The organism is Rhodococcus sp. 14-1411-2a, assembly GCF_002259485.1.
GTDB lineage: Bacteria > Actinomycetota > Actinomycetes > Mycobacteriales > Mycobacteriaceae > Rhodococcoides.
The window spans coordinates 122,029-143,330 of record NZ_NPGA01000022.1 but is presented as its reverse complement, the minus strand read 5'-3'; the positions used below and the strand labels follow the sequence as shown (position 1 = coordinate 143,330).

The window sequence follows — 21,302 nt, the reverse complement described above, 5'->3', positions numbered from 1 at the left end:
CGCTATGCGCGCCGACCGGTGTGCGGGCCGATTCCTGCGGTCAGGGTGGCGATCAGCTCCGTCGCGGCCGCGAGCTGGACTTTGTGTTCGCGGGCGCGGCGCTCGGCTTCTTCGGTGGTGACGGGGGCGGCGTCGCGGCCGGCGGCTACGACCCAGTTGCGCAGGGTGTTCGGGTGGACCTCGAGGGTTTCGGCGACGAGCTCGATCGCTCTCCACCGGGAGGACACCTCGGTGGCGACCTTGGCGACGGTCTGTACTGCTGCTGCCCGCAGTTCCGGGGTGAGGCGCTTGTACTTGCGTTCGGCGATCATGCGGGCGCTCCTGCTTGCTCAGGGGCGGCGATGTCGGCTTCGATGACCTCGCGGACGAGGTTCGCGTCGGCGAACTCACTGAACCGGGAGTTGGTGTCGTGGATGCCGGCGTCGATCTCGGCGGCGGAGAAGATCAGCTGTACCGGGATGCCGGGGCTCAATTCGCTCTCGCCGATCTTGATCAAGAACTTGCCGAGTCCGGATGGGGGCTCGATCGGCTCATCGTGTTTGCGGCGATCTCCGGTCATGGGCGGCGGCGCGGACCATCCGCTGACCATGTCGGATTCGGTGGCCGTGAACTTGACGATGCCGGCCAGGCGTTCGACTTCTTTTTCCGGGATCGGGCCGATGACCTTGACGCGGGCGCGTTCGAGGAAGCCCAGGGCTTTGTTCGCCGATCCGGTCGTCGACTGCGATTCGAGGTCGGTGATGGTGTGGGTGATCATCCACAGCGCGGTGGCGATGGCTCGGTTCAAGCGGGTGAGGGCGTTGACGCGGTCGACCATGAAGTCGCCCAGTCCCAGGACCTGCCAGAGCTCGTCCATGATGGCCTGGAAGTAGCGCTGCGGTCCCAGCCCCGCGTCGGCGAGGGCGTGTGCGGCTTCGATGGCGGCGAAGCCGTCGGACCAGCACACGAGCATCACGGCCGCTTTGAGTTTGGTGTCGCCTTCGGCAATGTGCGAGACATCTATGCAGATGGCGACGGCGTCGATATCGATCTCGGTGGTGGTGTGTCCGTTGAACACTTCACCGAACCGGCCTTTGATCAGCCCGCGAAGTGATTGCCGGAGGCGTTTGGTCGAGCGCCGGTACTCCTCGACGGTGTCTTCGCCGGCGTCGGCGATCAGTTCGGGGTGTCCGTCGATGACGAGGGCGAGCAGGTCGCCGAGCAGGGGCGGGCGATCGGGGGTGTAGCCCATCTCGCCGTAGAGCAGGTTCAGCGAGGTCGCGAGGATGGTTTCCTCGAAGTCCTGCACGGGGCCGCCGCGGGAGAGTTCGATCAGTCCCGAGACGACCTGGACCTGGCGGCCGCGGAGCTCGGCGAGCATGCGGCGCTGCAGGTCGGGGAATGCCGAGAGCGTGGGGATCACCGATCCCAGGACCCCACCGGCGAGCGGGTTGATGCGTCCGTATCCGTAGCCGAGGTCGATCACCTGGCCCCCGACGGCTTCGATTTCCTTGCGGTAGTCGGGCTTGACGTCGGCCAGGACGAGGGTGGTGACGTTCTGTGCGATACCGCCCAGGACCACGCGTCGTACGAACGAGGACTTGCCGTAACCGTTGAGTCCGAGCACGAAGCCCACCGGTGCGGTGATCAGCCCTTCGATGAACCAGTTGAGCAGGTCGAAGCAGACCGCGGCGCGGGTGAGCAGGTGTTGCCCGATCGGGGTCCCGATCAGTGGGGCTCCGGCACCGACCGACCACGGCCACAGTCCGGCAGCTTGGACGGAGGTGGCGCGGTACTCGATCTGTCGGCCGACGGTGTTGGTGCGCCCGCCCCCTGGACCGGCGAATCCGCGGTCGGTCAGGCGCAGGGTGGAGCGGGCGAAGCCGTCGGCCGAGGACGAGTAGTCCGCGGCGTCGCGGTTGCGGCGGCGGCGGTCGTCGGTGGCGAGCTTGTGTTTGGCCCACATGCTGCGGACGCCGGGACGGTTCGCGGCGACGACCAGGGCCGCGCGGGCTGTGTCGTCGAGGATCTTGACCATGGACGGGTCCTCTTCTCGTCTCGGGTGCTTATCCGGCGAGTGCGCCGGGGAGGGTGGCGTGTTCGGGCAGCACTGCCCCGATGCCGAGGGAGCCGTAGAACCCCGCGGCCTGCCAGCGGTAGGCGCGGCGGATCTTGAGACGGCACTGCACCGACAGATCGCGGACGATGGCTTCGATGGCCGGGATGTCGCCGGTGAGGGGCTCGGTGACGGTGATGAGCACCCCGAAGCGCACCAGTCCGTGGCCACGGGCCTGCTCTTCGCGGGCGCGGGAGGTCGATTCGACCTTGATCGAGGCGGTCACCGATCCGATGCCGCGCCCGCCTTGCTCGGCGATGAGTGCGTTCTTGTAGTCGGTGTCGACGATCTTGACCGCATCCGCCGCGGTGTGCGGTCGGTAGACGATCGCGACACGTTTGCGAGGCACGTCGGGATTGGGAGCGAGGATGCGCCGCAGGACGCCCTCGTCGACGGCGCTGGCGGGAGCGGCATCCATTTCCCAGGTCACCGACCGGCCACCGTCGTGGACGTACTGGTCGAACTTCTCCTCGTGCGAGACCGGTCCGGCGTCGTCCCAGTGAAGTCCGTGTCCGGCCGAGCTCGACGACGCGCGTTCGAGATCTGCCTGTGAAGCGGGATCGGTGGAGCGCCGGACGAAGGCGACGATGTCGGCCGCAGGCATGGGCCGGACCATCACCGACGCCGATTTGAGGGCCGCGCACAGCCCGGGTAGTCGACGGCTGATCTCGACGGCCTGCTCGGAGGGGTCCTTCTTGCGGGCATCGGTGGTGGCGCGGAAGGTCACTGCGATCCGGGCTTCGAGCTGGACCTGTTCGGTGGGCAGCGACTCGGCGAGGTCGTACATCGAATGCTGAGCCAGGGCAGGTGCATTCGGTGCGGTGTTGCGGTCGACTTCGGCGAGCAACCGGTTGCCGGTTTCGGGGACGGTGTCGATGACCGGGACGACGGCCACGATGTCGGAGGTCTGGCCCATCGCGGCGAGTACGACTCCCCATTCGCCGACCCAGTTGTTGATCAGGGACTGATCGACTGCTTCGTCGCCCTGCGGCCAGGCGCGCAGCACCACGGTGTAGCAGTGCTTGGCGGGCATGTGGATCATCCCGAACCGGAACCCGGCGGCGTCTTCGCCTTCGTAGAGTTTGGTCGGGGCCATGATGCCCGGGAGGAACGCTTTGCCTCCGGGTAGTTCGGAGAACAGCCCGCCTCGGTAGATGTTCTCTTTCCTGCGTCGTGCTCGTATCCACTGCATTCTCAGCACCGTCATTTCGTATCCGGATCGGCCATCTCTGCTCCACACCAGCGGTGCGGCAACAACTGTCGCGATTGATGCGACGACCACGCCTGTGCCGAAACCGGCGAACATCATGGTCACCATCACCGAGATCACCAGGACGAACCCGATGATCGTCGCTGCCCATGTCGCACCGAACAATCCGGTGTTTCGGGGCTTGGTCCACCCGTGGTAGAGCAGACCTGCTTCGGTTCTCGTCGCCATCTACTCACTCCTCGGATAGGGGAAACTGCGTTGCGCCACAACCGGTGTGGCCGATGTCGGGGGGGGGGTCATCGTGGTATTGCGTGTCGGTTACCGCTGCTGCTGTTGTTCGAGGTTCGGCCACCGGCGAGGTCGTCGGCCGAACGTCCTGCGCCCGCAGCTCCGGACCCCACCGCCTTGGCTGCCTTCGATCCCGATCCGCCGCCCGAGCCTCCGCGAGATCCGTTGGCGCTCTGACTCTGTCGGCCTGATGCCGAAGACGGCGAACCGCCTGGCGAGGGTGGGGGCAGGTTCGGTCGTGGGCTCGGGCGACTTCCGCCGCCACCACCACCGCCGCCACCGCCACCGGCACCGCCACCGCCACCGCCGGCGAGTCGTCCGACACCACCGGCCCCTCCGGAGAACGCTGCCGCGCCTGCGCTGCCGCCACCGACTGCTTTGCCTGCGGCCATGGACTTTCCGCCCGTGGCGACCGCAGCTCCGGCCATCAGAGCTGTTCCTGCTGCGGCGGCACCGGATCCACCCGAGCCGACGGCCGCGACCGCCGGCACCAACAGGCGCATCATCGCGGGCAGAACCGCCGCGGCCATGGTGAGCATGACGATGCCCAACAGTGATTGTTGGAGCTGGTCGATGTCGGGGATCTCGCCCTCGGTGACGTTCGCCGAGTTCTGTGCGGTCAGGAACGCCATCGCGTAGACCAGTGCGCCGACGGGCTTGAAGAGCAGGAACGCAATGATCCAGGCCACGATCTTGTCGTAGGACTGTGAGCCGACCGAGGTACCTCCGGCTGCGGCCGCGAGCGGTGCCGCCGCGACAGCGGCAATGAGAAGCACCTGGCGGGCCACGAGCATCACTGCCTGCGCGATCGCGCCGAGAAGGCCGACCAATCCGATGATCAGCATCAACCCCGGGGTGGCGCTGCCGTAGGAGTTGATCGAGAGCATCGAGTCGACCATGCCCACCGGGTCACGGTTGGAGGTATCGGTGATCAGCCAGTCCGAGAACGCGTCCCCGGCACGGGTTCCCGCAGCGACGACGACGGAGAACATCGTGGCTGCAATGACGGTGCGGGAGAGGGCCTTGTAGGTTTCTTCGGCTTCGTTGAGCAGTGCGTGACGCCGCGCAGCCGCCAGACGCAAGGCCAGGAAAATGATCGTCGCGACCAGCAGTGCCAGTTGTATCCAGCCCGTGTACTCCGAGATCGTCTGCAGCGGAGTGAAATTCTGCAGATCCGGGTTCGGGATCTTGATCCACCAGGTCATCGCCATGGTCAGTACCTGCGCCATGCCGGTGAGGATCGACTGCACGATCTCCCCGAACTGCGATTCCCACATCTCCGCGAACTGACTGGTAGCGAAGTTCTTGGCTGCGTCGAGGGGGTTGCCGTCCGCGGCGCACAGTGCGCCGCTCGCGCCGCCGATCAGATCGCCGATGACCGGCAACTGCGTGCCCAACACGTCCCCGACGACGTCGCCGGCGGTGTCGCACGCGGTGGTCTGCGCCGAGTCCGTCCGTGCCGCGTCGTCGGGGGTGGGTTCCTGCGCGGCCGCGATCGCACTGCCGGTCAGCATCACCGCAAGCACGATCACCAGTGCCACTGCGGTCGAGCGGAGGCACCGGAGGGCGAGGGTCGTCATTTGCCGGGCCATTGCGTCCACCCCGCCAACGTCGGGGTGTTGCCGACCTTGCCCGCCTCGGCGAGCTTGAGGGACCAGTCGCCGCCGCGCCAGAGCAGCTCGATCGGCACCGTGGTCCAGCCGTTGCCGGAGACGTTCTTGCCGGCGTATTCGATCACCGCATAGTCCGAGGAGTAATAGGTCAGGCGGTAGGCCTCCTGCCTGAACAGGGGCTTGGCCGGCGGCGCGGTGTTGCCGGCCGCGATCTGACGTTGGGCGTTGGCGAGATTGCGGTCGAGCTCGGTCTGCAGCTCGGGGGTCGAGGCGACCGCTCGGGTACCCATCACTGCCGCTGCACCCTCGAACGTGGATTGGCTGCGGTTCACCAGCTGCAGTCCCGCCAGTGCCGCGCCTTGTGGGGTTCGAGCAAAGCCGGTGGCGAGGGCACCGTCGACTGCGGTGGGCCCGTCGGAAGCGGAGAACGGGAGGGGATAGTTCTGCACTTTCTGCCACATCACCCCGGCGGGCGGGGCGCTCTGGTAGTCGGCGGAGCTGGGATCGGTGCGAGTGCCGGGGTCTTGGTCGAGGGCGATGCCGTTCGGGTTCGGGGGCACCTCGACGCGGAAGCCGAGTTCGTCGAGGTAGGGCAGTCCCCAGTCGGCGCGGTTGCTCTGGGTCGGCTGCGGCGCGGCGGAACTGGCGGCGTCGGGTTGCGGCGCGGGGATCTCGCGGGCGCTGCGGTTGATCAGGACGGCCGCGGTGCCGCCGACGACGACGAGAACGATCACGACCACCGACAGCACCAACGTCCACCGGCGTCCGCCCAGCACCTGTCCGTCGTCATCCGGAGACGACGGCACTGGATTGTGTCGCGGTGCTGTGCTCATCACGATTTCTCCAAAGGTGTTGCCTCTTCCGGTACTTCGGTGATCGAGCGCACTCTGACGGTGGCGTCGCCAGGCTCGGGAAGTAGTAGCCGCCAGTCCTCGCCCGACCACACGACGGCGGTGTCGGATGCGGCGATCGAATCGTCCGGGAAGGTGGTGTAGATCGTCAGAACCGCCCGCTCGGCGGTGTAGTCGGTGATCCGGTACCCGGCGATCGAGGGACGCTCATCGGCGGCAGGAGGTGCGATGATCGAGATCAGCTGCCGGTTGACGGCGAACGAGTCACGCGCAGGTCCGGGAGCGACCGCAGCATTGACCACCGATGGCCATTGGTAGTCGGGAGCGACCGAGATCCGCACGGTCTGTTGCAGTGCTGCCAGGGCCGCACCCTGCGGGTCGTGAGTGAATCCGCCGACCGGGCCGCTTCCCGGATTACGGGCCGGGCCCTGATCGCCGACAGGCAGTGCGATGCCTTGGTAGTCCTGCCAGCGCACTCCGGTCGGTGGTGCGGACGGATCCGGGGCCGTCGAGGTGGTCGGAGCCGCCGGATCGGTGGCCTGGATGTCGCCGGAGCTGCAGGCCGTGGCCAGTGCCGCTGCGAGCAGCCCGACGGCTATCCATGCTCGTGCCCCGCGGGTGCGGGGTGCCCCGTCGCCGGGTGTGGATGCGGTCATGGTCGGAGATACCTCTTTCATTACGCGATGCTCGTGCGCTCGCATGGTCAGAACGTCAACAGGGCTGCGGCGATACCGGTTGCGGCAGACGCGAACACTGCCGAGATGAGCGTGACCACGATCGACTGACCGGCATCGGTCTCGTGGGGAGATTGGTTGCGGGCGTAGGCCAAACGTCCTGCAGCCCAGATCAATCGGACGGTGAATATCGCGAAGGCGAACCAGAGCAGATACTGCAGCAACTGCACCAATGGTTCGGTGACCTCGGTCGGTGGTGTCTTCACATGTCCTCGCTCACGAGAGGACGACGGTGTTCATGATGGTGCCGGCGCTGGTGGCGATGACACCGCCGATCAGGGCACCGACGACGATCTTCGGCGACTCCAACGACCCGCCGTTGTACTTCTCCCAGCCGAACTTTCCGCCGCCGTAGACCAGTGCGCACACCCCGGCAAGGACGACGAACCAGAGCAGCCAGCGACCCAGGCGGAGGAAGCCGTCGGACTTCGGGGGCGCTTCGGGGGTGAGCTCGATCTGGGCGAGGATGTCGATTCCGGTGTGCAGGCTGTGCAGGATCATGGCTTTCCTTCTGTCGGGGTGGTGGAGCGCTGAACGTCGAGGAGGATGGCCTCGCGTAGTTCCGATCCGACGGCGGCGATGTCGGCGGGAACGTCTGTGGCACTGCGCTTTTTCTCCGGTTGCGGATCGAACGGTGACCAGACCGCCAGGCCGCTGGGATCTCGCGCGAGTGGGTACTGCTCGACCCAGCCGATGCGCCAGTCGCGGCCGACGAGTGCGGTGACGACGTCGCGGGTCTGCTGGATCTGTTTGGGCAGCTTTCGACCCGGTCGGTCGGCCACGGTGATCAGGCCGATGATCGTGGAGGGTCCGCCGTGGCCTGCGGTGTGTTGACGAAGCAGTTCACCCGCTTTGACCAGTCCCGAGACGGTCTCGCGGGCAACGATCGCGACGTAGGGACTTTGCTTTCCGTACCCGCCGGGCCAGCGGTCACCGCAGTCGCCGGCGGGAGCGAGGACGTGGGCGAGGGTGCTCACGCCCGCGCCGCCGTGTGCACCGAGCAGCCAGAGCATCGGGGACGGGGAACGATCTGGTAGTGGTATCGGCCTGTCCCAGATCGGGAGCTCGCGTTCGGGTAGGCGCATCGAGAGATCTCCCGACTTGCGGGGTGTCTGGTCGCTGGAGGTCGCGAGTTGGGGAATGCTCACCGGTCCTGCCCTCCGGCGGCAGCGCGGACGGTGTTTGCCCGCAGCTCCTCGTAGGCGGCGGACGTCGCTGGGTTCAGCTCGTCGGCCGTAATCGGCAGCCCGGTGGCCAGGTGAGGGTCGTAGGGGATGTCGAGGACGGCGAACACTTTGCCGTGCAGGTGGTTTCGGAGTTCGTTGAGGTCGATTCCCGGTGTTCCCGGGAGCTGGTGGGATATCGCGACGATGGTGCGCAGTGGGCCTGCATCCGTGGCGGTGTAGCGGATGGTTTCCAGTGCCGCGCGCATCCGATTGACGGCGTCGGCGCGGGCATGGACGACCAGGACTATCGCCGCCCAGGGCTCGGACCGCAGTGGATCGGCTGCGGCGCGGCCGAACCCGCGGTGTCCGAGGTCGTAGATCGAGGTGTCGACTTGGCTGCGGAGGTAGCGATCGATGCCCCGGTATGCCGGCTCGACCGACTGCAGCCAGGCGCGCCCGAGTATGTGTGCTCCTGCCGAGGTCGCGGAGGTGCAGTCGGCGACCGAGGCCGGCACGTTGTCGGGGTCGGAGCTGTCGAAGGCGGTTTCGATGACGGTGTCGCTGACCATGGAATCTGCGCCGCGTTCGACCAGATCACCGCCTGCAGGTGTGGCGTCGACGACGACCACGTCGTGGCCGCGGGCAGACCATGCGTTGCCGAGTCCGAGTGCTGTGGTGCTCGCTCCTGCGCCCCCGCAGGCACCGAGGACCAGAGTCATCGGTGGTATCGGTTCGGGGGCGGGCACCGGTTCGGGGTGAGCACGTAGGGGAAGGACCTGTGCGCCCTGGTCCGCGGGGTCGGGTAACGGGCTCTCTGGGGGCGGGTTGAGCCATTCGCTCATCCATTCGGCGCGCTCTTCGGTCACTGTGCTGCTCCGATCGACGTGATGAAGGTGCGGCCACCGGCGTCGGTGGTGCTGATGGTCTGTTTGTCCGTGGTGCGAGTGCCGTCGCTGTATCGCTGCTCGAGGGTCACGGCGTAGGTGTTCGGGGCGGCGGCCCGGATGTTCACGCAGTGCTCGGTACCGGCGGGGATGGTGTCGATGCCGCGTTGGAGCTCGTCGGCGGTTGCAGACTTCAACTGCGCGTTCGGGGCGAGGATCTCGCGGGCGGCCGCGCCGCTGCGTTCGACGTAGTAGGCGTGCTCGAACGCCAGGATTGCTGCGCTTCCCGAGGTGGTACCGCCCGGGCCCGCGCCGGTCACCACGCCGTCGGTCACCGATTCGGGGCACCAGGATTGGGCGGGCGCAGCGGTGGTGGTCGTGGGTGCGGGCAGCTCGGATGTCGGGGCGGGAGTCGACACGGCCTCGATCTCGGGCGTGGTGTCCGGGTCGGAGGTGAAGGCAGAAACCGCAAGTGCTCCGACACCGATCGTCATCGCGACGGCCGCCGCGGTGATGCCGAGCGCGCGGGCGTTGACGGAGCGACGTCGAGCGGGGCGTGGGGTATCGGTCGAGACGGGCTGTGGGGGCGCGAGAAGCCAGTGCGACCCGTCGTCGGCGGAGCGGGTGTCATCGGTCTTGTCTGCTGGAACGTCCTGTGGCGGTGCGGGATCAGCCACCGGGGTGGCGTCGAGGGGATCGAAGGGCGGAAACCAAGAGTCGAGGGAGGTCGATGCTTCGTTGTTGTATGTCATCATCTTTGGTTCCTCTCTTCGAGAGTCCCTGGCGCACAGCAGGTGTGCGCCAGGGGCTTTCTCAATTCGGCAGAGCGGCCGGGGTCGTCGTGGTCGGCCTGCTGCTGGCCGGTGGTGTGACGACGGCGGTGGTGGTGATCGCAGTGCTCGGGAGCGGGGAGCTGGGGTCGGCGTCGATGCCGCCCGTATCGGTCGACCCGTTAGCCAGGTCCTTGGCAAGCGCGACGAACCAGTCGGTCACGAACGCCGTCGCCGATTCACCTGTCGGGGTGGTCGGCGTCGACCCGTAGGAGCCGTGTTGAGCGATGGTCGACGAGTACTTCGTCAGGGTCGCCAGGTTCAACAGGTCCTTGTTGTCGGTGATGTTGTCTTTGACAGCGGTGAAGGCCTGGTTGGTCAACCGCGACGTCGTGGCCGGGGGAACGAGCTTGGCGGCCGCGCCGAGGAGCTTGGTTCCGAGCAACCCGACCGCGGCGACGGGGTTGGACATCCCGACTGTGGCGAGTTCGGCGATATTCGCCGGCGTCAGGATCTCTTTCGCGACCGTTTTCACGGCGTTGAACCCGATCGTCCCCACCTTGAGCAGAGCCGAGATCGCCTGGTCGGCAGTCGGTAGCGGGGTATTGGGATCCGATGCCACCGCGAGACGCTCGGACAGGGACTTCTTCGGAGCGATCGACAGGTTCGCCAGCGTCGTTCCCTTGATGTCCTCGTTGACCACCGTCACTGCCGTCTTGATCGAGGTCATCGCCAACGCTTCCGCGACCGAGGACAGGGACCGAACCGGGTCACCGGCCGAGAGCTCGGACTGACCGGCGATGTTGGTCACCACCCGCAGGATCGGTGAATCCGACGGTGCGTCACACGCGAGATCTCCGGACTGGCAGAAGCTCGCGACCCGGCCGGTCAACGCGCCGTAGTTGCTCACCGTGTCCGACGTGGGCGCGATACCTCCACCGGTCGGCGCGTTCTGGTCGAGGGCTTCGATCTTCGAGACCTCTGTCCCTGCGGTGCCCGGTGCAGGCTTTGGGGTCGTCTGCCCTGGTGCACCGGGAAACAGCGGTGCACCCACGGCCCGAGTCGGGTCGCCGAAGGTGGCGACCCCGACGAGCTTGGCGGCCGGAATCGACCCCTGACCGGCTCCGACTTTCTGTGCCCACGTCGAGACCGCGTGAGCGCCCTGGCTGTAGCCGGCGGCGGTAAATTTCGTTTCCGGGCATGCGGCCGCGACCTCCGCAGCCATGGCGTCGATGCTGGTCTCCGCACCCTCGACCGACTGTGTGTAGGGGACGTTGCCGCCGGGCACCGCGCCGCCGAACCCGGCGTCGTACGGCACGTACGCCCGCCCGGCGAGCTCGGTACCACCGGATACGGCTTTGGCGAGCAGAGGCATGAAGACCTGCGAGAGCATCCCGGTGTCGGTCGTCGGCGCGGCATCGGGGGCGGACTCCCCGGTCCCTTGCACGCCGAGGGCGAATAGCGCCGGGCACGGCCCTGTGATGAGGTCCGTGCCCGATTCGCTCGGAGCAGCCAACGCCGGCGACGTGGCATTGACCACGACCGCCACAGTGGCGGCCGCAGCCAACGCCACGCGAGCAACGCGGAGTCGAGGACGCGAGGTCACAGGTGCCATCCAGCAGGGGCAACCGAATCCAGGAACGATCCCGCCTGCGCTGCAACGTTGTCGGCAGCGGCGAGTGCATCGGCACCGCCCGGCTGCGCAGCGACGATCTCCCGCACCTCCAACGGATGCGCGGGTGCGATGCTCGCTGCCTCCGGAGGAGTCCACACCGGGGCCGCGAGTGGCGCGGGAGTAGGGGCTGGCGTGGGTGCCGGGGCAGGTGCTGGGGCGGGCGAAGGTGCTTCACCAAGGTTTTCGCCCGCACCGTATGCGCCGCCGACGACACCGCCGATGACCGCTCCAGCTGCGCCGACACCGGCCGCTGGAATTAGCGCTGCAGCAGCGCCGACCGCTGCACCGATCGCTGCACCGCCCGCTGTGGCGGCGACACCCACCGGGACAGCTCCGACTCCGGGAATCAGAACCGACCCGACTCCTGCGCCGGTGATGCCGCCGATGGTGCCGCCGATCAGGCCACCGGCCAAGATCGCCGCCGGTGCTACGACTGCGTAGGTCGTGACCGCGGAGGTCGTTCCTCCGATGAGCACGCCCGCCGTGGTGCCGGCCGCCATCCGGTCCGAGCGTGTCGTCGGAATGCCGAGGTTGTTGAAGTACGTCGCGCCCTGGGCTTCGAGCACAGCGGCGGTGTTGTTGACACGGTCCGCGTCGTCCTGGCTCAACCAACCTGGCTTCTCACCGGAGATAGCGCCGAAACGAACGGTGTTGTCCGGAGCCTGAATCGGAGCAACCGGCGTACCCGGTGCTACGACCGTCTCGTCCTTGGAAGGTTCAGGTACAGCGTCGGTGGAGGGCTGTGGGCCAGGTTTCGACGGCGTCTGCTCGACGGTGGGTTCGCTGTAATAGACCGGGGCGTTGTAGTTGGGAACCGAACGGGTCGGTGCGTTGCGGTACTCCGCCGGAGGCACGTACGGGCCGACGTACTGCCAGTCCGTTGTAGTGCCCGAATCCTGCTGCGGCACCGACGGAGACGGTGCAGTGACGCTCGGCTGGCCGCCGGGAACTTCAGTGGTCACCCCAGGCTGCCCTGGCGCGGCAACGGCGAATCCAGCACCGGTGAACATCGCGGCCACCGTCAAAGTGAGCGCTGCTGTCGCTGACGCTGCGACAGGTCGAGGGATCGCACGGTGGCGTGCTTTAGTCGAAGAGTGAATCGGCATGGTGGTGTAGCCCCTTTTGAGAATTGTTGTTCTACAACAAGTTTGGTTTTTTGGTCGATTGACCGCTTCGGCTAATGACCAGCAGGGAGTTGTGTGGGCAATCGGATCGGCATGTGTGGATGTCGATCCGAATGCCCACGTCCTCGTTCAGAGCCAGCCGAATATGAGCGGCCAGAACCAAGGCTGAGTGAAAAGCCACATCGGGTATCGGAATCCTTTCTGTGAGAACGGGTGTGAGTTCGAGGGGTGATGTCCCGGCGGGGCCGCGCAGTACCGAACATGATGAAATGCGCTTACTGCGCGACCCTCGCGCCGGTCCACCGGTCGAGCTGCAGGGCGTCGGGGAGCTCCCGCAGCTCACGACTGGGGTCGGGGTGACCCCAGTCGAGATTGGGGGTCAGGCGACGTCGCTGAACTCGATGGTTCGTCGGGGTTCGTTGGCGGGCTCGCGGAACGTCGTGTCCGCGTCGGTCCATTCGCCAAGGAGCTCGCCGGTGTCCTCGCACCGCAACTGATGCACGTCGTGAGTGTCATAGCGCAGCGAGCAGATCGCGAAGCCGAACGCTTCGGTGATCATCGCCGGGCAGAGGAGCGGGTTACGGTCAGAATCGAGGTGTAACACCGAGTCGAGATGAGAAGATGTCATTGTCGTCCTCCGAACCGATTGCAGTTCGCCTTGCGGCAATGAAACGGGTTGCACCCCGGTTCACGCCTAGATCGGTAATTGGTTGTGGAGCTCGATGGAGAAGAGGCCCTCAGCGCCGCCAGAGACGTCCAATCAACGATGGCGCTGAGGGTTTCCGTAATTTTTCGCGTGAGTCGCCACCGTGATCGCGCATGGGCGAGCGAGAAGGCAACGAAAGATGCGCGGCGGCGAGAAGCCGGTCCGGCACAACCTCGCCCTCGCCGCCGCACCGATGCTGCCGTCCCGTGCGGCAGCGGCATTCTGACGCAATCTGTGCCCTGAGTTCTGGCCCGTCGATGCGTCAAGTTCGATTTCGTCTCGACAGGGGCCAGCCGCAATTGCTCAATCAGCACTGCGCTCCCCCTTCGTCTCGACGTCCGTATTCAATCTATACCCTACTATTATCGCCATATTTATCAACCCCATGCGGGGACTGTATGGAACGGATTCGGGCACAGTTATGGGTCATGAGGAACGAGGAGCTCCGCGAGTGAGTCGACGCATATTGCGCGGCTTCTCGCGGGAGGCCTTTGTCGAGCAACGCGACAAGGCGAAATGCAGTCGCGCCGACCTCGCCCGACTGGCCGACATAAGCGTGGGTGCTGTGTTCGCGTGGGAGACCGGTGCCGCTACCCCGCAGGTCGACACGTTGCTCAAAGTGGCTGAGGCGCTGTCTGTTCCGATCGGAACGTTCATCGACTTGGATGAGAACGACCGCTACCTGGGTGACCTCAGGGTGCTGGCCGGATTGACGCAGCCGCAACTCGCGCAGCAAGTTGGAATGTCGACTACGTCGCTGGGCACCCTCGAACGAGGAGAGGCGCGGCTGAAGGACGACGTGGCGCAAAGGTTGGCAGAAGCATTGGGGTGCACGGTCGACCAGGTGGAGGCGGCGTACCAACGTACGCGGCAGCGGCCGCCCGGCGTCGCGCCCTGACACTGACCTCAACATCGACTCCCCGAATCTGCACAGCTCAAAATAGGCCTTGCGCATATGCAGCCGTCTCGACCAGCGAGAGCGGGGAGATCCCCCTGTGGGGGGCGCGTCTAGGGATGGTACAGAACCGGCTTTTGGGTGTCTACGCTTCGAGTCGAATTAACACGAACGCTGCGTGGACGCCTCCTTCGAGGGTGACGGGCTCGATCACCACGTCGGCCGAGAGATACTCGCCGTCGATCCCCATCACCCTCACTTGCCCCTCGCTGCGCCCGATACTTTCTGCCCGGCGCATCAGGAGGATCGCTTCGCCGAGATCGTCCGGGTGGATGGCTGGGGCAGGCTCGCCGGCAACGCCCTTCCAGGCAATGCGATCCGAGGCCGCCGTGACCCAGCGGATGAAGTTCAGTGTCCGGAGGCTCACAATGGCGGCGTGTTCGCCCTCTGCGCGGGCCATACGCAGATAGTGGCCTTCAAGGTGCACCAGTGATTGGGGCCCGTCCTGGACGACCTCGCCCAAATTCTGGCTGACTCCGACCGAGCAACGATGAACTTCTCCTCCACGCTCGACGTCGAGAATGCGGAGTGAGAAGTGAGCACGCCATTGCGAACCGTCGCGACGCTCGACGATCCAGTCACCCTGGTAGCCGGCACCGACAGTCTTCGTTTCGATCAGGCTCAGAGCACGGGATTCCCCACCATCCTTCATCACCACCTGATCGAACATGGCTCCGATGTGTCGCTCCTGCCCACGATGCTCGGGTGGGAGGTCGGCCATCGCGGCCCATTCCTGGCTGCCCAGAGCGGTGTAGGTGGTCAGATCGATGATCCACGCGCCTGCATCGTTGTGGACGGGCGGGGGTTCCATGCCCAACGGCACCGACACGAGCCACACTGCATGCATCCGCCCCTCGACGACAAGGGGATGAGCAATGATTCGGCGGTCACCGTATTCCGTGTCGAGAGGCTCCTTGGTTCGACGAAGCCCGGTGATCACAGAGCGAATCGTGGCGAGACGATCGTCGCTGAACATTCTGCTGAGCTTCATGAATGGCTTAGGGGACTTCCCCTCAGACACGATCGTGGGATCTCGGTTCTCGTCGAACGTTTCGATCAACAGCCAATGCCGCGTCTTCTGACCGTTTGCCTGGTTGTTTGTCACAATCTAACCTCCCCGTTGGGACCCCCGACAGGTCACCTGTATCGACATCTCGAAGCCCGCAGTATGTCACTGTGGCTCGCGTCATCGGCGCGGATGACCTGTCATTCCGATCAACAGAACGGACACTCTTGCCGATGCCGCAGCACGTGACCTTCGACAGCGCATTCTTCCAAGAACCACAACACCTCTACCGGGCGTTGCGCAATGATGGTCCGCTGCACAGGTTTACATCGCCCACCGGAGTGACCGGATGGATGATCACCGACTACGACGTAGCCCGCCGCATTCTCAATGACCGATCTGTGATCAAAACCCAGGACACGATGGCCGGGGCGGATCCAAGTGCGCAGCCGCGCGAGCTGTCCGCTCGCCTACGGTCGTGGTTGAGGGAACGAACATCACCGTGGATGGTCAGCCATATGCTCGCTGCGGAGCCACCCGATCACACAAGGTTGCGGGGCGTCGTTCAGAGCGCGTTCTCCCCCGCGGCTCTCAGAGCGCTGGAACCCGCTATCGACCAATACGCCACCGATTTGATTACCAAGCTGGAATCTGAATCCGGTTCGGAGCCAATTGATCTGGTGGAAAATTATGCGTTCGCGCTCCCCGTGCAGGTCATCTGCCGAATCCTTGGTGTTCCCGACCGACACATGGGGGCCATCGGTGAGGCATCGAGAGTGTTGTCCGACGTGATCGTGGCAGATCCCGATGACCTCCGACGAGCCGCTCTGACGCTCGCCAAGATCATCTACCCGCTGATGCGTAAGCGCCGCCGGAACCCGACGGACGACGTTCTGTCCCTGTTGATGCAGGCCAACCGAGCGAAGCAACTCTCTCTGCAGGAAGCGATGTCCACAGTCGCACTGCTCTTGATCGCAGGCCACGAGACCACCGTGAACCTGATCGCAAACACGACGCACCTTCTGCTCAAAGACCGCACTGCTTTGATGCGTCTGCAGGCCGGCGACAGCCGCTTGCGTGACGTCATCGAAGAGTCCCTTCGATTCGAACCCCCGCTGCCGACAACGACTTTGCGGCAGGCAAGCATCGACCTCGACATCGACGGAACTCTCATCGCCGCCGGCGACATTGTGATGATCAGCTTGGCGGCAGCGAACCGAGACCCCGCCAAGTTCGACCAACCGGACACATTCGATCCTGCCCGTGCAACTCGAGGAAGCCTGGCATTCGGCCACGGGATACACCACTGCATCGGGGCACCGCTTGCTCGGCTCGAGGCCGAAATTGCGCTCAAGAGGCTGGTCGCGGCCTATCCCGACATGCACCTCGACACCGATGTCGGAGACGCTGTGTGGCGCGAGAGCATCGTGTTCCGTGGACTTCGATCTCTGCCGGTACGTCTCCACTAGTCGTTACGTGGCCCAGGGCCTCTTTCCCAACTAACCGGAGACCGTGCGGCGTGTCGTCGCCCCGTCTCGAGTTTCGGGTACCAGAATCGCAGCCATGACCGATATGTCACCGCGACATCCCGGCCGCCCCAGCAAAGGCGATCGGCTCGTTGCAAAGATGCGGCTGGCTCCTGAGCTCAAGAGCGCAGCCGAACAGGCAGCAAAACGCAAAGGGATGACCGCGAACGACTACTACGCGGCGTTGGTCGCGGCAGACACCGGTCTCACACACCTTGCTCCGATGTCTCGTCAGGAGGTGCTACCCGACGCGAGTTGATGAGAGCTAACCAGCAACTTCATATTCGCTCGCAGTAGCGCAAACAGACAAAAGCCCTGGTACTCGTGCCGGAGTAACCAGGGCCCAGTCTGTGTCGAGAGAGTTCGCTGCTCACTCGATCTGTTGTACTGCATTCCCCGAAGGGAACTGTCTTGCGGGACATGTTCCAGGGTACCTTGCGCCCTGACACAGTTTCAATCAATTCTGAGCGTGTCGTTTCGCGACTTCACGCACCACAGCTTCAGCACCCTCCGCGCTATCGCGGCAGCACTTGCACCAACCGTCGCCGCGGTACTGCACGTGCCCCCTACACTGCCCCCGGCCATGTTTGTGGACATCAATGCGGGTCGCTGACACCTTCATTCATAAGAGCGCTAGGAGGCCGCGAGGCCGCCTGCCGACGGTATTGCAGCGTCAGCCTCGACCTCGGGGATGGGGCGCACGGCGGCATCGCACTATGGCGCGGTGCTCAACAATGGGTAGAGATCGTGGTTCGGTGCGCTTACAGCACCGACTACATGAGGATTCGTCCCATTCTCGTGCGGAGCAGTGCGAGCTCCACCGGTGGTGGCGTCAGTCTCAAGAGTGTTCTGGCTGTCGCTGGGGCGATGGCGAACGCCGCCGATTACGACACTGGCCGGAACTCGCGGCTGTCCGTCCAATCCATAGCCCTGACTACCGGCCTGGGTGAGAGGACCGTCCAGCGAGCCCGACAAGCCCTCAAGCTGCTACGCGTAGCCACAGAAGTCCTGCGGGGTCGGCAACGGACAAAGCACGAGAGGTTGGCGTCCTGGAGGGTGGGCGACCGCAGCCGAGGGTGGGCATCGGTATGGGCACTTCATCCAGCCAAGCCTGTGGATAGAACTCGTGTCGTCGACGCCGGTTCCATCAAAATGGCACCCCACCCCCGCAGGGGTCTCTTTTCCTCTCCTAACTCTCGTAGAGAGTTAGTTAATACAAAAAAACCTGTGGAAAAACGCGCCGCTCCGCGGCCAGCCACGACCAAAAGAGGGATCGCCAAGCGTGAGCGCGAACGTCAGGGGGCACTCTTAGCGGCCAGATGGCTCGGTGACGCTCGAACACCGCGCTGGGCTCGGCGACACACCTCACGAGGCTGGGCCCCGGTACTGCGCGCAGCAGCGGAACACGGGTGGACACCCGACGATCTCAACACCATCGTCGACGAGTGGGCGCGAGCGAACAGGGTTTCGCCCATGCCTCACACGCCGATGGCGTTCGTCAGATGGCTTCTCAACCAGCAGGACCTGGCGTTTCCCCCTCACCTACTCGTCGATATTGCGCGTGCCCAAGACGCAGAAGACCGGAAGCGGCAGGCCCGAGTACGCGAAGCCGAACGCCACCACCGGAATGCTGCTGCTGCTCCCCCGGACAGCGCAGCCAGAACCACGGCGCGTGCAGTAGTACAACAAGCAGCGGCAAGAGCTCGGCAACGGCGATCGCTGGATCGTTCCCAGGACCTATCTCATCTGACAACGATTGTTGAGAGAGCTCGACGGTGGTGAAGCATCAATGTGCAGACGGATTTCAGAGACGCTGGCGAACCCACGGGATGACCCGCATATAGCCAGGGCCGAACGACCTCGTTGCGATATCAACAGCTCGTGCATCTGCCCCCACAAGCACACGCGGTGATCCTTTCGCGACCCCGCGCAGTATCTGGCCGGCAGCAGCCTCGGGCGTAGTCCGGGCGAGTCGATCGAAGGTGTCGGCCACAGAACGGTGGTCGACACCCGGTGCGACCTGCGCGGTGCGAGCTATTGGTGTCTTGACGCCACCGGGATATACGCACGTCACACGCACGCGATCGCCGTATTCAGCGTTCATCTCCTGCGCCAATGCCTCGGTGAACCCCCGAACAGCGAACTTGGACGCGTTGTATGCGGATGAGTTGGGAGATGCCATCAGACCGAAGGCCGACGAGACGTTGCAGATGCGGCCCGCAGTTGACGTGTCGGCTATCACGGGCAGGAAGGCTTTCGACCCGTTCACCACTCCCCCGAGATTCGTAGCCACCACGCGATTGAAGTCGTCGACGGGCGTCGACATGACGCTGCCCGAGTACAGGACTCCGGCAACGTTGAATATTGCGTCTACCGACCCGAACCGCGTCTTTGCCGATCCCGCAAACTCTTGCAAGGCAGCGTAATCCGTCACGTCGAGTACTTGAGCGTGCACTTCACCCGCCCCGCCCCTCTCAAGAGCTTGCACCGTTTCGAGGAGGCCAGCTTCCGACAGATCCGTCACCGCTAAGTTTGCGCCAGCCGAGGCGGCCTGCATCGCTATCTGTCGACCAATCCCACTGCCGGCACCCGTTACGGCAACCACGCGGCCGTCGTAGAACTTAGTGGCACGAGTCATCACAACCCCTTTCGGCGAGATTGAACGGTATCTGAGTGTCCGCGACACGGCCCCGATCGGTTCCGATCAGACTATTTCGGGACGTCACCGTCGACGGAGGTTTTGCCCGGCCGGGAGTCCGTCCGAACGTCTCTCGCTGCCCGGTCTCAAGTGGTGTCGCGGGGTGTTGACTTCGAGGGCGCGCCATCAATAGCGGTAATGCTGCTATTAATGGCGTTTCTCAAAGCCGGGCCGCTTTGAGGGCACGGGCATGGGGTGTTCGGGGTCATATAGGCGCGGCCCGCCGCCTTCATCTCCTAACTCCTGACCCTCGCTGGTCCTTGTGGCTGGGGCCCAGCTGTTGCGCGCTGCGGTAGAGGGGCCTCGCGATACGCGTACGACAGTTTGCGGCTAGGGAGCCAGGTGCTATTGCCAGCAATGCTGGTAATAGCACCTGAGCTGCGAATATTCGCGCCTGCTCAGCTCCCCCACGCGTGGATCGAGTTCGTAATGGCAGTAATACTGCTAATGGTGTACGCTGGTGGCAGCAATGCTGGCAACACTGCTAATGGCGTTTGTGCGGGTATTAGTGGTAATAATGGCAATACCATGAATACCGGTGACACCAGTATTCATGTTTATAACAGTAATGCTGGTATATCTCGTGCAATAGCAGCATTACTGTCAAAAGCGGGAATGTCAGCGTTCTTGCCAAAGCCGTCGTGTCTTAGCCGAGAGGGGCCACCAAATCATGAGCGCAGATGCAGCTTATGACCGCGAGCGAGTTATCGCCTTCATCAACGGCAAGGGAGGTGTCATGAAGACGACACTGTCGGCCAACGTGGGAGGCCTGGCAGCGGCCTCCGGCTATCGCGTCCTCATCGTCGACTTCGATCCTCAGGGAAATCTCGCAGAAGATCTCGGCTACACCGAAACCGAGAGCGACGACCACGGTCGCGCCCTCGCTGCCGCTCTTACCTTTGGGGGAGTGGTCGAGCCGGTGCGAGGCGTGCGTGAAAACCTCGACGTACTGACAGGTGGCGTCCATTTGGAGCAGGCCACAGCAGCCCTGGCATCCAAGGCGGCCAAGGACCCACACGGAGCAAAGCTCGCACTTGCAGCCCTCCTGAAGCCGCTGGCCAGCGACTACGACCTCATCATCATCGACTGCCCGCCCGGTGACGAGACACTGCAGAACGCTGCTCTCGCCGCAGCTCGATGGGCAGTCGTACCCATCAAGAGCGATGCCTCAAGCCGTAAAGGGCTCGCAGCCGTCGCTCATCGTCTCGACGCCGTCCTAGAGATCAACCCCACTCTCGACCTTCTCGGTGTCGTTCTGGTGGGCGTCGGCAAGTCAGCGACTGCAGTTCAAGAGCGTGCGCGCAAGCTCGTCGCCGAGGCATTCCAGGACGACAGCGTCCTCTTCACCGGGGTCGTGCGTCATTCCGAAGCCACCGCGCAAGCAACCAGGGAACGTGGGCTCCTGGTGCACGAACTAGACGATGCAGTTCGCAAAGGGCCGAAGTGGTACGAGGTCATCCGCGGGGAGGCGCAGGCACAATCCCTTGCGCCGAAGTCCTCAGGGTCCGTCGCAGACGATCTCCTCGCAATCACACAGGAAATGATCGCCCGCATCACCGCTGCAGAACAGAAAGCGAACGCATGACCGAGCCCACGCAGAATCGCATCGTTTCAGGACTGGCTCCACGTCGACCACAGGTCACGGGCGACCTTTCAAGACTTCAAGCGAAGAATCGAACACCGGTACCGCCGCCACCATCGACGTCGACCCCAACCGAGACACCGTCAGGACCGACAGCAACCACGGACGACAACGCAGGTAAGAAGCGAATCACCGTCTATATCGACAACGAGATCTTCACCCGTGCCCGCGGTGTCCACAAAGCGACGGCGCACCTCGAAGACGACCGATCGTGGTCACAGTTCATCGAGAAAGCCCTGCTCCGCGAGGTCGAAGCGCGCGAACGCTCACACAACAACGGAAAGCGGTACAGCGGATCCGACACCCCTCTGTCACCCGGTCGACCACTTTCGTCGTAACCCAAAGCCGCGTTCCCTCAT

The 21,302-nt window shown here is 64.6% G+C and carries 22 protein-coding genes; 6 read left to right on the top strand and 16 right to left on the bottom strand.

Translation table 11 applies throughout. The features are described from left to right. Nucleotides 1–2: 2 nt before the first annotated feature. The 14 genes from CH291_RS26280 to CH291_RS26210 form a co-directional block, all read right to left on the bottom strand. Nucleotides 3–311, bottom strand: a complete 309-nt coding sequence (locus CH291_RS26280) for a transposase (protein ID WP_094689049.1) — start codon at nt 309–311, stop codon at nt 3–5. After that, the gene (locus CH291_RS26275; protein WP_179276679.1) at nt 308–2,017 is read right to left on the bottom strand and encodes a hypothetical protein; all 1,710 of its coding nucleotides are present in this window, start codon (nt 2,015–2,017) and stop codon (nt 308–310) included. The genes CH291_RS26280 and CH291_RS26275 overlap by 4 nt, the downstream gene beginning before the upstream one ends. A 28-nt stretch (nt 2,018–2,045) precedes the next feature. Further along, entirely contained in the window at nt 2,046–3,533 is a 1,488-nt protein-coding gene (locus tag CH291_RS26270) for an SCO6880 family protein (protein WP_094689048.1), read from the bottom strand. A 68-nt stretch (nt 3,534–3,601) separates the two neighbouring features. Further along, on the bottom strand, nt 3,602–5,173 hold the full coding sequence (locus CH291_RS27000) for a hypothetical protein (RefSeq protein WP_094689047.1): 1,572 nt from the start codon (nt 5,171–5,173) through the stop codon (nt 3,602–3,604). Continuing rightward, a complete protein-coding gene (locus tag CH291_RS26260; RefSeq protein WP_094689075.1) occupies nt 5,170–6,039 on the bottom strand; it encodes a hypothetical protein in 870 nt (289 codons plus the stop codon). The genes CH291_RS27000 and CH291_RS26260 overlap by 4 nt, the downstream gene beginning before the upstream one ends. After that, on the bottom strand, nt 6,039–6,713 hold the full coding sequence (locus CH291_RS26255) for a hypothetical protein (protein ID WP_094689046.1): 675 nt from the start codon (nt 6,711–6,713) through the stop codon (nt 6,039–6,041). The genes CH291_RS26260 and CH291_RS26255 overlap by 1 nt, the downstream gene beginning before the upstream one ends. A gap of 47 nt (nt 6,714–6,760) precedes the next feature. Next, entirely contained in the window at nt 6,761–6,997 is a 237-nt protein-coding gene (locus CH291_RS26250; RefSeq protein WP_094622026.1) for a hypothetical protein, read from the bottom strand. Nucleotides 6,998–7,007: 10 nt separating this feature from the next. Continuing rightward, entirely contained in the window at nt 7,008–7,292 is a 285-nt protein-coding gene (locus CH291_RS26245) for a hypothetical protein (protein ID WP_094622027.1), read from the bottom strand. Beyond that, nucleotides 7,289–7,939 (bottom strand): DUF6668 family protein, encoded by a 651-nt coding sequence (locus tag CH291_RS26240; RefSeq protein WP_256980984.1) that lies wholly within the window; start codon nt 7,937–7,939, stop codon nt 7,289–7,291. Before CH291_RS26240 ends, CH291_RS26245 begins: the two co-directional genes overlap by 4 nt. Next, nucleotides 7,936–8,823, bottom strand: a complete 888-nt coding sequence (locus tag CH291_RS26235) for a MinD/ParA family ATP-binding protein (protein WP_094689045.1) — start codon at nt 8,821–8,823, stop codon at nt 7,936–7,938. Before CH291_RS26235 ends, CH291_RS26240 begins: the two co-directional genes overlap by 4 nt. Further along, the gene (locus CH291_RS26230) at nt 8,820–9,596 is read right to left on the bottom strand and encodes a hypothetical protein (protein WP_094689044.1); all 777 of its coding nucleotides are present in this window, start codon (nt 9,594–9,596) and stop codon (nt 8,820–8,822) included. Before CH291_RS26230 ends, CH291_RS26235 begins: the two co-directional genes overlap by 4 nt. A gap of 58 nt (nt 9,597–9,654) precedes the next feature. Continuing rightward, the gene (locus tag CH291_RS26225; protein ID WP_256980983.1) at nt 9,655–11,217 is read right to left on the bottom strand and encodes a cutinase family protein; all 1,563 of its coding nucleotides are present in this window, start codon (nt 11,215–11,217) and stop codon (nt 9,655–9,657) included. After that, nucleotides 11,214–12,296 carry a hypothetical protein gene (locus CH291_RS26995; protein ID WP_179276678.1) on the bottom strand — a complete coding sequence of 361 codons (1,083 nt, stop codon included), beginning with the start codon at nt 12,294–12,296 and terminating at the stop codon, nt 11,214–11,216. Before CH291_RS26995 ends, CH291_RS26225 begins: the two co-directional genes overlap by 4 nt. A 493-nt stretch (nt 12,297–12,789) precedes the next feature. After that, complete coding sequence (locus tag CH291_RS26210) at nt 12,790–13,038, bottom strand: hypothetical protein (protein WP_143545975.1); 249 nt, start codon at nt 13,036–13,038, stop codon at nt 12,790–12,792. Between the two features lie 181 nt (nt 13,039–13,219). Between CH291_RS26210 and CH291_RS27310 the strand changes: the two genes are divergently transcribed. Further along, nucleotides 13,220–13,342 carry a hypothetical protein gene (locus CH291_RS27310; RefSeq protein WP_256980982.1) on the top strand — a complete coding sequence of 41 codons (123 nt, stop codon included), beginning with the start codon at nt 13,220–13,222 and terminating at the stop codon, nt 13,340–13,342. Nucleotides 13,343–13,567: 225 nt separating this feature from the next. After that, nucleotides 13,568–14,014: a helix-turn-helix transcriptional regulator gene (locus tag CH291_RS26205; RefSeq protein WP_094622034.1), complete on the top strand. Its 447-nt coding sequence runs from the start codon at nt 13,568–13,570 to the stop codon at nt 14,012–14,014. Between the two features lie 142 nt (nt 14,015–14,156). On the opposite strand, the gene CH291_RS26200 is transcribed toward CH291_RS26205, so the two are convergent. Then, complete coding sequence (locus tag CH291_RS26200; protein WP_094622035.1) at nt 14,157–15,176, bottom strand: GAF domain-containing protein; 1,020 nt, start codon at nt 15,174–15,176, stop codon at nt 14,157–14,159. 71 nt (nt 15,177–15,247) lie between these two features. Here CH291_RS26200 and CH291_RS26195 point away from each other — a divergent pair, with 71 nt between their 5' ends. Beyond that, the gene (locus tag CH291_RS26195; RefSeq protein WP_094689041.1) at nt 15,248–16,546 is read left to right on the top strand and encodes a cytochrome P450 family protein; all 1,299 of its coding nucleotides are present in this window, start codon (nt 15,248–15,250) and stop codon (nt 16,544–16,546) included. Between the two features lie 94 nt (nt 16,547–16,640). After that, nucleotides 16,641–16,862: a hypothetical protein gene (locus CH291_RS26190; protein ID WP_143536251.1), complete on the top strand. Its 222-nt coding sequence runs from the start codon at nt 16,641–16,643 to the stop codon at nt 16,860–16,862. Between the two features lie 1,545 nt (nt 16,863–18,407). Here the strand turns inward: CH291_RS26190 and CH291_RS26180 are convergent. After that, nucleotides 18,408–19,241 (bottom strand): SDR family NAD(P)-dependent oxidoreductase, encoded by an 834-nt coding sequence (locus tag CH291_RS26180; RefSeq protein WP_094689040.1) that lies wholly within the window; start codon nt 19,239–19,241, stop codon nt 18,408–18,410. Nucleotides 19,242–19,971: 730 nt separating this feature from the next. On the opposite strand from CH291_RS26180, the gene CH291_RS26175 reads away from it, so the two are divergent. Together CH291_RS26175 and CH291_RS27480 are read left to right on the top strand one after the other, a co-directional pair. Further along, nucleotides 19,972–20,886 carry a ParA family protein gene (locus CH291_RS26175; RefSeq protein WP_094689039.1) on the top strand — a complete coding sequence of 305 codons (915 nt, stop codon included), beginning with the start codon at nt 19,972–19,974 and terminating at the stop codon, nt 20,884–20,886. Then, the gene (locus tag CH291_RS27480) at nt 20,883–21,281 is read left to right on the top strand and encodes a ParB family protein (RefSeq protein WP_094622039.1); all 399 of its coding nucleotides are present in this window, start codon (nt 20,883–20,885) and stop codon (nt 21,279–21,281) included. Before CH291_RS26175 ends, CH291_RS27480 begins: the two co-directional genes overlap by 4 nt. Nucleotides 21,282–21,302: the final 21 nt, after the last annotated feature.

Bases quoted from the DNA above. Each gene is read 5' to 3' on its own strand.
- CH291_RS26275 (WP_179276679.1), bottom strand. From the start codon at position 2,017: ATGGTCAAGATCCTCGACGACACAGCCCGCGCGGCCCTGGTCGTCGCC.
- CH291_RS26180 (WP_094689040.1), bottom strand. From the start codon at position 19,241: ATGACTCGTGCCACTAAGTTCTACGACGGCCGCGTGGTTGCCGTAACG.
- CH291_RS27480 (WP_094622039.1), top strand. From the start codon at position 20,883: ATGACCGAGCCCACGCAGAATCGCATCGTTTCAGGACTGGCTCCACGT.
- CH291_RS26260 (WP_094689075.1), bottom strand. From the start codon at position 6,039: ATGAGCACAGCACCGCGACACAATCCAGTGCCGTCGTCTCCGGATGAC.
- CH291_RS26190 (WP_143536251.1), top strand. From the start codon at position 16,641: ATGACCGATATGTCACCGCGACATCCCGGCCGCCCCAGCAAAGGCGAT.
- CH291_RS26175 (WP_094689039.1), top strand. From the start codon at position 19,972: ATGAGCGCAGATGCAGCTTATGACCGCGAGCGAGTTATCGCCTTCATC.
- CH291_RS26280 (WP_094689049.1), bottom strand. From the start codon at position 311: ATGATCGCCGAACGCAAGTACAAGCGCCTCACCCCGGAACTGCGGGCA.
- CH291_RS26255 (WP_094689046.1), bottom strand. From the start codon at position 6,713: ATGACCGCATCCACACCCGGCGACGGGGCACCCCGCACCCGCGGGGCA.
- CH291_RS26270 (WP_094689048.1), bottom strand. From the start codon at position 3,533: ATGGCGACGAGAACCGAAGCAGGTCTGCTCTACCACGGGTGGACCAAG.
- CH291_RS27000 (WP_094689047.1), bottom strand. From the start codon at position 5,173: ATGACGACCCTCGCCCTCCGGTGCCTCCGCTCGACCGCAGTGGCACTG.
- CH291_RS26245 (WP_094622027.1), bottom strand. From the start codon at position 7,292: ATGATCCTGCACAGCCTGCACACCGGAATCGACATCCTCGCCCAGATC.
- CH291_RS26230 (WP_094689044.1), bottom strand. From the start codon at position 9,596: ATGATGACATACAACAACGAAGCATCGACCTCCCTCGACTCTTGGTTT.
- CH291_RS26210 (WP_143545975.1), bottom strand. From the start codon at position 13,038: ATGACATCTTCTCATCTCGACTCGGTGTTACACCTCGATTCTGACCGT.
- CH291_RS26995 (WP_179276678.1), bottom strand. From the start codon at position 12,296: ATGTTCACCGGTGCTGGATTCGCCGTTGCCGCGCCAGGGCAGCCTGGG.